Below are 9,125 nucleotides of genomic sequence, written 5' to 3' on the forward strand. Positions count from 1 at the left end.
GACTACCGGTGCTGGCTGGTTGATCCGAGATGACGTGTTCTTGGCGCTACCTTGTTGACTGTTGGTATCTGTGCGCAGTGTTTGTGCTGCCCACTTGGTATCATTTGCCGGAAAGCATGCTAGATCGCGGTTCGGCGCTTTCCCTTGTGACGCCTTATGATTATGATTGTGTTCGGGGTGGTCAGTCTCTATCTGTTTCGGGCTGATTTGGTCGGGCGTGAGGAGTCCGACCGCGTGCTTTGTTTTGGCTGTCTCTTGGCGACGCGCCAAGCGATCAACCTAAGCCTCATGTTCCTGGCCACTCCGGGGAAAGAATCCAAGCTCTTCAGGGTCGTGCGACACCACTCATGCGCTCCTCCAATCGGGTCCAACCCAATCCGGCCTCATGAACAAGCTCTGGAAACAGATTACCCCGTCGGATTTTGCCTGGGAACGTGAGGCGCTTGACTGGCTGAAAAGGCGGCTGCCCGATCACGAGCCTTACCGCGCATGGGCCAACTTCGAGTTTATCGCTCAGGACGGCTCCATCAATGAGGTGGATGTCCTGATTCTGACCCCTAAGGGTCTGTTTCTGGTCGAAATCAAGTCGCATCCTGGCGAGATTCTCGGCGATGCCGGCACCTGGGTGTGGCACCACGCCGGGCGCCGCCGGGTGTTTGACAATCCGCGCCTGCTGGCGGATCGCAAGGCGAAGAAGCTGAAGTCCCTGCTCGAGTGCCAGCGCTCGACGCTGGTCGGTAGCAAGCAGGGCAAGGCGCGCTTGCCCTTCGTCGACACCCTGGTCTTCCTCTCGGCCGAGAGCGTCGTCAACAAGCTTCAAGGTCCCGCGCGGCTGAATGTTCACACCCGCAAGACCGTCATGGATGCCCTCTGCCGGATGGACCATGACTGGAAGCACCGCAAGCTCGACCGGCCCAGTTCCAAGAGCGTTGCGCGGGCGCTGGAAGAAGCCGGGATCAAGGAGTCCATGCGGGCGCGACGGGTCGGGCTCTATGAACTCGGCGCGCTGCTCGATGAGGCCGACCATTTCCAGGACTGGCTGGCGACTCACGCCGAGACAGGTGTGCAGCGGCGCATTCGCATTTACCTCACCCTGGGCCGTCCTGAGCCCGAGGCCGCGACCCTGCGCCAGGCGGCAAAGCTCGAACACCGCCTGCTTGAAGGGATCGAGCACCCGGGCATTCTTCAGGCGCGTGAGTATCAGCAACACGACCAAGGCCCAGCCCTGCTCTACGAGTATGACCCGGCAGCGCTGCGTCTGGACCATTTCCTCACCGAGCGCGGCGCCGGGCAGCCGCTCGACACTCAGGACGCCCTGGCCCTGCTGCGCCAGATCGCTGAAGCGGTGCGCTTCGCGCACGGCAAGCGGCTTTACCACCGGGCGCTCAGCCCGCAGAGCATTTTCGTGCGACACGAGGACGCCGGAACACTCAGTGCCCGGATTGCCAACTGGGCCACCGCCCGGCGCGCGCTGTCAAGCGAGACGCAAACCCGCGCCCAGACCCGACCCCAGACTCGATTGGCGCTGAGCCATCTGAGCGGGCTCGTGCAAGAGGAGGCCGGCCCCTATCTCGCGCTTGAAGCGCATGCCGAGGCCCTCGGCGGCGCGGCCAGCGACAGCGTCTATCTCGATGTCTTTTCCCTCGGCGCCATCGCCTATCTGCTGTTCACCGGGCAGCCGCCCGCGGCGAATGATCTCGAATTGCAGGACAAGCTCAGCAGCGGCACTGGCCTGCAGGTGACTGACGCGCTCAACGGCGCCTGCACTGAGCTGCAATATCTCATCCAGTACGCCACCCACCCGGACACCAGCAGTCGTTCGGGCTCGGTTGACGAGTTTCTCGACAACCTGACCGCCGTCGAGGACGAACTGACCCGCCCGGACAGCGAGCGTCGCAGCGACCCCGCCGCCGCGCGCCCGGGCGATACCTTCGAGGGCGGCATCCGCGTGCTCAAGCGCCTTGGACGCGGGGCCAGCTCGGTGGCCTTCGTCGTCGATCACCAGGGACAGCAGCGGGTGCTCAAGCTCGCCGCGACGCCTGAGCACAATGCGCGTCTGCGCCAGGAAGGCGAGATCCTGGGCAAGCTGCGGCATCAGGCCATCATCGCCTGCCATGCCACCCAAGACTTCCTCGGTCACACCGGACTGCTGCTCGACCAGGCCGCCGAGGGCACCCTGGCTGAGCGTTTGCGCGCGCTCGGTCCCATCCAGCTTGAACTGCTCGAGCGCTTCGGCGAGGACCTGCTCAGCGCGCTTGGCCACCTGGAAGAGAAGGGCCTGTCCCATCGTGACATCAAACCGGCCAACATCGGCCTGACGAAGCAGGGCCGCCAGCTGCATCTGGTGCTGTTCGACTTCTCGCTCGCCGGCATCAGCCCGGAGAACTTCACTGCCGGCACCCTGGCCTACATGGACCCCTTCCTGCGCGATCCCGGTCGCCGGCGCTGGGACGACTACGCCGAACGCTTCGCCGCCGCCCTGACCCTCTACGAGATGGCCACCGGTCGCCTGCCCAACTGGGCCGAAACCGACGGCTTACCGCCGCTGATCGAAGGCGCGCTCGAGATCGATCCCGCCGTGTTCGACCCCAGCGTGCGTGACGGACTGGCCGATTTCTTCCGCACCGCGCTGGCCCGCGATGTGAAGAGGCGCTTCGGCAACGCCGAGGACATGCGTCGCGCCTGGCTGCAACTCTTCCACCAGGCCGCGCGCGCCGGCACCAGGCAGCCTGCGGGCGAGCAGCCCAGCCCGCGTTGCCCCATCAGTGAGGCTCAGCTCGACACCCAGATCGGCCTGCTGCCGCTTTCGGCCCAGGCCCTGGACACCCTCAGCCGGCTCAACATCAACAGGGTCGCCGAGCTGATCCGGCTGCCGCGCAATGAGTTGGTGCGCATGACCGGGGTCGGTACCAAGACCCGACGCGAGCTCTCGGAGCTCATCGCCAGTCTCCAGGCACGGCTCGCGTCGGTCGGGGCTCCAACCCAGTCCGGCCGGCCGGACAGTCCTGGCATCACAACCGTGTCGACGCCGGCGGCGGGGCCGGCAGGGCCAGCGGCGCTGGGAGCCGCCGGGCTCGCCATCAGTGTCGACCAGCTCATGCGCGCGTTGCGGCCAGCGCCCACCAAGGCAAGCGACCCGGATCGCCAGCGCTTTCTCGCCGAATACCTCGGTCGGCTCGATGGTGACAGCGCCGGACCCGCGGATCAGATTCCGGCGGACAGGGTTCAAACGGACAACCTCCATTGGCCAACGTCGCTGATGGTTGCCGCCACCCTCGGCATGGCGTCTGATGCCGCGCGGGAGCTGCAAGCCCGCCTCCTGACCCAATGGGGCAAGAACAAGTTCATCACCCAGCTGCGCCATGACATCGCCCAACTGCTCGTCGATCAAGGCGGCGTCATGACCGCTGTTGAGCTGGCGGAGGCCGTGCTGTTGCGGCGCGGCTCGGTGCAGCCCTCGCCGACGCGCGAGCGCTGGGCGCGCGCTGTGGTGCGCGCCGCGGTCGAAACCGAACTTGCGCGCTCAACGCGACAACAGGCGCCGCGCTGGGTGCTGCGTCGCTGCGGCAAGCGCGTGCTGATTGCCGAAGACACTCAAGGGCAGGGCGAGGCGCTCGCCGATTATGCCGAGGCGTTGGGTCAGCTCGCGGACGAATGCGCCGAGCAGCGGCCGTTGCTCTCCCCGGCGCGCGCACTTGAGCGCATCCGCTCACTCCCGGCGCCCGAGTCCGTCGCCGCGCTCAGCAACCATCGCTTGCTGCGCCTGGCCGTCGCCGCCTCCCAGGACGCCGCGCTCTCCAGTCGCGCCGAGTTTTATCCCAAGGGCATGCCAGCCGAGCGCAGTCTGGAGCTGGCTAAGGGCGCGCTGTTGGGCTCGCCCCGGCTCTCGGTGGCCGATGTTCAGGACCGCATCCAGGGTCGCTATCCGCAGGCGCAACCCTTGCCGGGTCGCCCCCAGCTCGACAGCCTGCTGCAAGGGCTCGACCTTGGCCTGGTGTGGCACCCGCAGGCCGAGCACGCCGGCCAGCGCGGCTGCTATTGTCTGCCCCAAGTCGGCACCTTGGGAATCGGCGGCAGCACCTTCGCCACCACCCGCAGCAGCATCCATTACACCCAGCACGAAGGCGATGAATCCGCCGCCGATCGCGAGCTCAAGCAGTTCGAGCACAGTGTGCGCAACGCGCTGGAGTCCGCCCGATTCCTGGCCCTGTCCGTGCGCCCTCGGCTGTGGCTGCGCGCGCAAAGGCAGCTGGCCAAGACCTTCGGGCTGGAGATTCTGAGCTTCGACGCCCTGTTGCTGCGCCATCTGCGCATCCTGTGCGACGGCATGGCAAATCCGCCCAACTGGCAGGTGGTGCTCAAGGCCGATGCCGCCGACTCGGGCAGCATCGACTGGTCGCGCTTGCAGAGCCTGGTGCGGCGCGTCCTGCCCGCCATGGCCGATGAGCTCAAAACCACCGCGCGGCCGGTCTTGCTCACCGACACCGGCCTAATCGCCCGCTACGGCCTGATCGACACCTGGCTCGCCGACCTGCGCCGTCACCTGCACGATGATCCGCACACTCAAGCCCTGCTGTTGCTCATCGCCAACGACACCGCCACCCCGGGCGCCATCCTTGAGGGCGTCAGCATCCCCAGCGGCGCTGGTAGTCGCGAGTTCGCGCGTCTTCCCAGCGCCTGGCTTCAGTCGATGGCGGTGGAGGCATGATCGAGCAGCACTGGATCAACGCCTGTGTGACGGCACAGAATTATCGCTACTCGCGCCATGGTGACCGCGAGCGTCAGAATGATGGGCTCAGCCTGGATGAGGTCGAGCAAGCACTGCTCAATGGGCGCATCATTGAGCAGTATGCAGACACCGGGCGCGGTGAAAGCGGCTTGTTGGTTGGCTTCACTGACGCGGGCAAGCCGATCCATGTTGTTTGTGGAAGGATGGGCGCAGCCTTGGTGGTTGTCACTGTCTATGTTCCCACGCCGCCAAAATTCAAAACTCCCTATCAGCGAGGCATCTGAGCCATGACCGAGCAGTGCAGCTTCTGCGGCAACCACAATTTAACGCCCAAAACCACCAGGTATCTCCATCAGCACGATGGCGAGGTGTTGTTTGTCGAGCAGGTGCCTTGTCTCGAATGTGACTACTGCGGGGAGCAGTATTTTGACATCGGCGTCTTGAAGCAGATCGAGGCTGATCACCGAGACATTGCCGAGCATCGTAAACAGCCGACGCGTATCGTCCAGGTTCCCGTTCAGGAGTTCCAGGCGCAGGCCCAATGATCCACCCCCAACACCTCCTTGCCGACCTCCAAGCCCTGCTGCCCAAGCTGGAGCAGGACATCCTGGCCTACACCCAGACCCGCCCGGAGCTGGAGGCGCATCTCAAGGCCGAGCACGCCAAGGCGCAAGAGGCCAAGCGCACCGCCGAGCACTTCGTCGCTTGGCGCGAGGCCCAGATCACCCAGGCCGCCGCCGCCTGGGTGCTGACCTGTGTCTTCGTGCGCTTTCTCGAAGACAACAGCCTGCTCGACATGCCGCTGCTCTCGGGGCCGACGCCGGCGGCTGACGGTGATCAGGGCGGCGACCAGACTGGCCAGTCCGGGCTGCCAGCGGCCAAGGCGCGGATGACCGTCTATTTCACTGAGCACCCGACCCATGCCGAGCGCGACTATCTGCTGGCGGTCTTCACCGAGCTGGCCAGTCTGCCGGCGCTCGGCGAGCTGCTTGACCGCGCCCACAATCCCCTGTGGCAATTGCCGCTGTCCGCCGACGGCGCCAAGGCGCTGATCGATTTTTTTCAGCGCATTGATCCCGCAACCGGCGCTATTGTGCACGACTTCACCGATGCCCGCGCCGCAGGCGGCTGGGACACCCGCTTTCTCGGCGATCTGTATCAGGATCTGTCCGCGAGCGTGCGCAAGCGCTATGCGCTCTTGCAGACACCGGAATTCGTCGAGTCCTTCATTCTCGATTACACCCTGGAGCCGGCCAAGGCTGCCTTCGGGCTGCCGGGGCTCAAGCTCATCGACCCGACCTGTGGCTCGGGGCATTTTCTGCTCGGCGCCTTTGACCGGCTGTTCGCCGACTGGCAGCAGCGCGAGCCGGCCACCAATGCGCGCGCCCTGGCGCAGCGGGCGCTGGATGCCATTCATGGCGTCGATATCAATCCCTATGCGGTCGCCATCGCCCGCTTTCGGCTGCTGATCGCGGCCATGCGCGCGGCCGGCAGCCGCAAGCTCAAGGACGCGCCGGATTTTCAGTTCCATCTCGCGGTGGGGGATTCGCTGCTGCACGGCGCGCGGCACGAATGGACCGGGCGCGGCATTCAGTCCGATCTGATCGAAGACCCGCTCGCGCATGTGTTCGAGGTCGAGGACAAGGCCAAGCTCGCACGGATTCTTGGGCAGCGCTATGCGGTGGTGGTCGGCAATCCGCCCTATATCACGGTGAAGGACAAGGCGCTCAATCAAGCCTATCGGGACAAGTACCCGAGCTGTCATCGCCAGTATTCGCTGGGCGTGCCCTTCACCGAGCGGTTTTTCGACCTGACGCTGGCGGTGCCCGAGGGGAATGCGGCCAACCGTCCGGCCGGATTCGTCGGCCTGATCACGGCCAACAGCTTTATGAAGCGCGAGTTCGGCAAGAAGCTGATCGAGGACTATCTGCCGCGCAAGGAGCTGACCCATGTGATCGACACCTCCGGCGCTTATATTCCGGGGCATGGCACGCCGACGGTGATTCTGTTCGGGCGCAATCGCCGGCCCGAGGGTGATCGGCTGCGCGCGGTGCTGGGGATTCGTGGCGAGCCGAGCACGCCGGAGGATGCAGCGCGGGGGTTGGTGTGGCGCTCGATTGTGGACTTGCTGGAGCGGCCGGGGACTGAGAACGATTTTGTGAGTGTGGTGGATCAGGAACGGGGATTGTATGCGCGGCATCCCTGGAGTGTTGGGGGTGGTGGAGCGTCTGAGCTAAAGGAACTGATAGAGCGCGCCGCCCAGCGAGAAAATGGGCGGTCCGAAACCGCACGGTCCGCTTCCGACTCGTTCCCACGCTCTGCGTGGGAATGCAGTCAGCGCCGCTCCAGCGGCGCGAACAGGACGTTAGGCGAGGTCGCTGAATCACCGATCGGTCGAGCGGTTCGCATTGCCGAGGAGGACATCTTTATGTTCTCAGCGGTGCGAAAGCGCAATACACCGGTTCCGTCGGAAGAATTTCGAGGCTTTGTGATTGGTGAGCAAGTTCGGGATTGGGGAAGCGCGCTCGATACATGGGTTTGGTATCCCTACACGGAAACGGCGAGCACATCCAAGGCACTGGAAACGCTTTGGAGGTGGAGAACCATTCTCGCAAACCGCAGCACCTTTCAGGGAGTGATGGCGGATGCTGGATTGAGGTGGTTCGACTACATGCAGCATACGGGATCGGCCTATGCCACCCCCCTCTCCATCACCTTCGCCTTCGTCGCCACCCACAATCATTTCGTCCTCGACCGAGGCGGCAAGGTCTTCAAACAATCCGCGCCGGTCATCAAGCTCCCTGCCGGGACGAGCGAGGACGATCATCTGGCGGTGCTGGGGCTGCTGAATAGCTCGATCGGCTGTTTCTGGATGAAGCAGGTGCTCCATAACAAGGGGGGCGGCGGGATTGGTGGTGGGCTGGCGAGCGAAGAATGGGAGCAGTTCTACGAGTTCACCGGCACCGGCCTAAAGGCATTACCCATCCCCCCCGACTCCGACGCCAAAGCCCGCACCCTCGCCAAAGCCCTCGACCAATCCGCCCAACAACTCGCCGAGTTGGAACCCGCCAATATCCTCGCCAGCCCCTGGAGCCCGGCGGAACTGCCTGCCAAGCTCGATCAGGCTCAAACGCAATCCGCCGCCATCGCGCGCCAAATAATTGCTCTGCAAGAAGAACTCGACTGGCTCAACTACCGGCTCTATGGCCTGACCGACGAGGATCTCGGCCACGCCGCCACGCCGCCGGAGATCCGCCTCGGCGAGCGCCCGTTCGAGATCCTGCTCGCCCGCCGCCTGGCCGCCGGCGAAACCCAGACCACCTGGTTTCAGCGCCACAAGAGCACCCCGATCACCGAAATTCCTACCCAATGGCCGGCCGACTACCGCGCCCTGACCGAGCGCCGGCTGCAAGCGATTGCAGGCAACCGCTGGATTCGCCTGGTCGAGCAGCCCGAGTACAAGCGCCGCTGGAATCGCGAGCCCTGGGACAGCCGTCAGCAGCGGGCGCTGCGCGACTGGCTGCTCGACCATCTCGAAAGCCGCTGCCAGACCCCCGAACCCGAGCTGCTGACCGTCGCCCAGCTCGCCGAGCGCGCCCGGCACGATGCCGCCTTCCAGTCGGTCGCCAGCCTCTACACCGGCAGCGACACCTTCGACCCGCGCGCCCTGGTCGCTGAGCTGGTCGAGGCCGATCAGGTGCCGCAGATGGCCGCCGCGCGCTACAAACCCAAGGCGATGCCCAAATTCCGCGCCTGGCAGGAAACCTGGGACCAACAGCGCGCCGAGGACGCCATCGACGCCCGCACCCAGCTCGATGCGACCGACCCGGCTTATCTGAGCGAGGACGCGGCCAAGGCGCTCAAGGCCAGCGAGATCGGCGACATCCCGCTGCCGCCCAAATACGCAACGGCCGACTTCCGCAAGCCGAACTACTGGAGCCTGCGCGGCAAGCTCGACGTGGCCAAGGAACGCTTCTTCAGCCTGCCCGGCGCCGAGCGCCCCGGCGACAGCACCCTGGTTGTCGGCTGGGCAGGGCTGAATCACCTGCAACGCGCCTCCGCCATCGCCGCCTGGTATTTGGCGCGCAAGGAACAGGACGGCTGGCAAGCCGAGCAACTCAAGCCGCTGCTGGTCGCCCTCGATGAGCTGATCCCCTGGCTCAAGCAATGGCACAACGCCATCGACCCCGAGTTCGGCGAGCGTTTAGGCGACTACTACGAGGGTTTTCTGCTCGAAGAGCTGCGCCAGTTGGAAGTGTCGCGCGATGAGTTGCTGGCCTGGGAACCGGCGGCGGCATCGCGCAGGCGCGGGCGGCAGCGGGCGGCTTGAGCCAAGATGACGGGCAGGCTTTGCTTTGCCAAACCGCGTTTTTTAGTCTGAATGGAGGATTGAGGC

General features: G+C 65.1%; 4 protein-coding genes. All 4 read left to right on the forward strand.

Annotated elements, in window-relative coordinates:
- The first annotated feature begins 385 nt into the window (after positions 1-385).
- Genes pglW through pglX form a run of 4 tightly spaced genes read left to right on the forward strand, consistent with a single transcriptional unit; the run spans position 386 to position 9,059 of the window.
- Complete coding sequence (gene pglW, locus Thiosp_RS10755; RefSeq protein ID WP_201065800.1) at positions 386-4,708, forward strand: BREX system serine/threonine kinase PglW; 4,323 nt, start codon at positions 386-388, stop codon at positions 4,706-4,708.
- Complete coding sequence (locus tag Thiosp_RS10760; protein ID WP_201065799.1) at positions 4,705-5,013, forward strand: DUF4258 domain-containing protein; 309 nt, start codon at positions 4,705-4,707, stop codon at positions 5,011-5,013. Before pglW ends, Thiosp_RS10760 begins: the two co-directional genes overlap by 4 nt.
- Before the next feature lie 3 nt (positions 5,014-5,016).
- A complete protein-coding gene (locus Thiosp_RS10765) occupies positions 5,017-5,274 on the forward strand; it encodes a YgiT-type zinc finger protein (protein ID WP_201065797.1) in 258 nt (85 codons plus the stop codon).
- Positions 5,271-9,059, forward strand: a complete 3,789-nt coding sequence (pglX, locus tag Thiosp_RS10770) for a BREX-2 system adenine-specific DNA-methyltransferase PglX (RefSeq protein WP_201065796.1) — start codon at positions 5,271-5,273, stop codon at positions 9,057-9,059. Before Thiosp_RS10765 ends, pglX begins: the two co-directional genes overlap by 4 nt.
- The last annotated feature ends 66 nt before the right edge of the window (positions 9,060-9,125 follow it).

It is taken from the genome of Thiorhodovibrio litoralis (assembly GCF_033954455.1).
Classification (GTDB): domain Bacteria; phylum Pseudomonadota; class Gammaproteobacteria; order Chromatiales; family Chromatiaceae; genus Thiorhodovibrio; species Thiorhodovibrio litoralis.

What these genes read in the sequence shown, in the direction of transcription:
- pglW (WP_201065800.1), top strand. Translation starts at nt 386, where the DNA reads ATGAACAAGCTCTGGAAACAGATTACCCCGTCGGATTTTGCCTGGGAA.
- Thiosp_RS10760 (WP_201065799.1), top strand. Translation starts at nt 4,705, where the DNA reads ATGATCGAGCAGCACTGGATCAACGCCTGTGTGACGGCACAGAATTAT.
- Thiosp_RS10765 (WP_201065797.1), top strand. Translation starts at nt 5,017, where the DNA reads ATGACCGAGCAGTGCAGCTTCTGCGGCAACCACAATTTAACGCCCAAA.
- pglX (WP_201065796.1), top strand. Translation starts at nt 5,271, where the DNA reads ATGATCCACCCCCAACACCTCCTTGCCGACCTCCAAGCCCTGCTGCCC.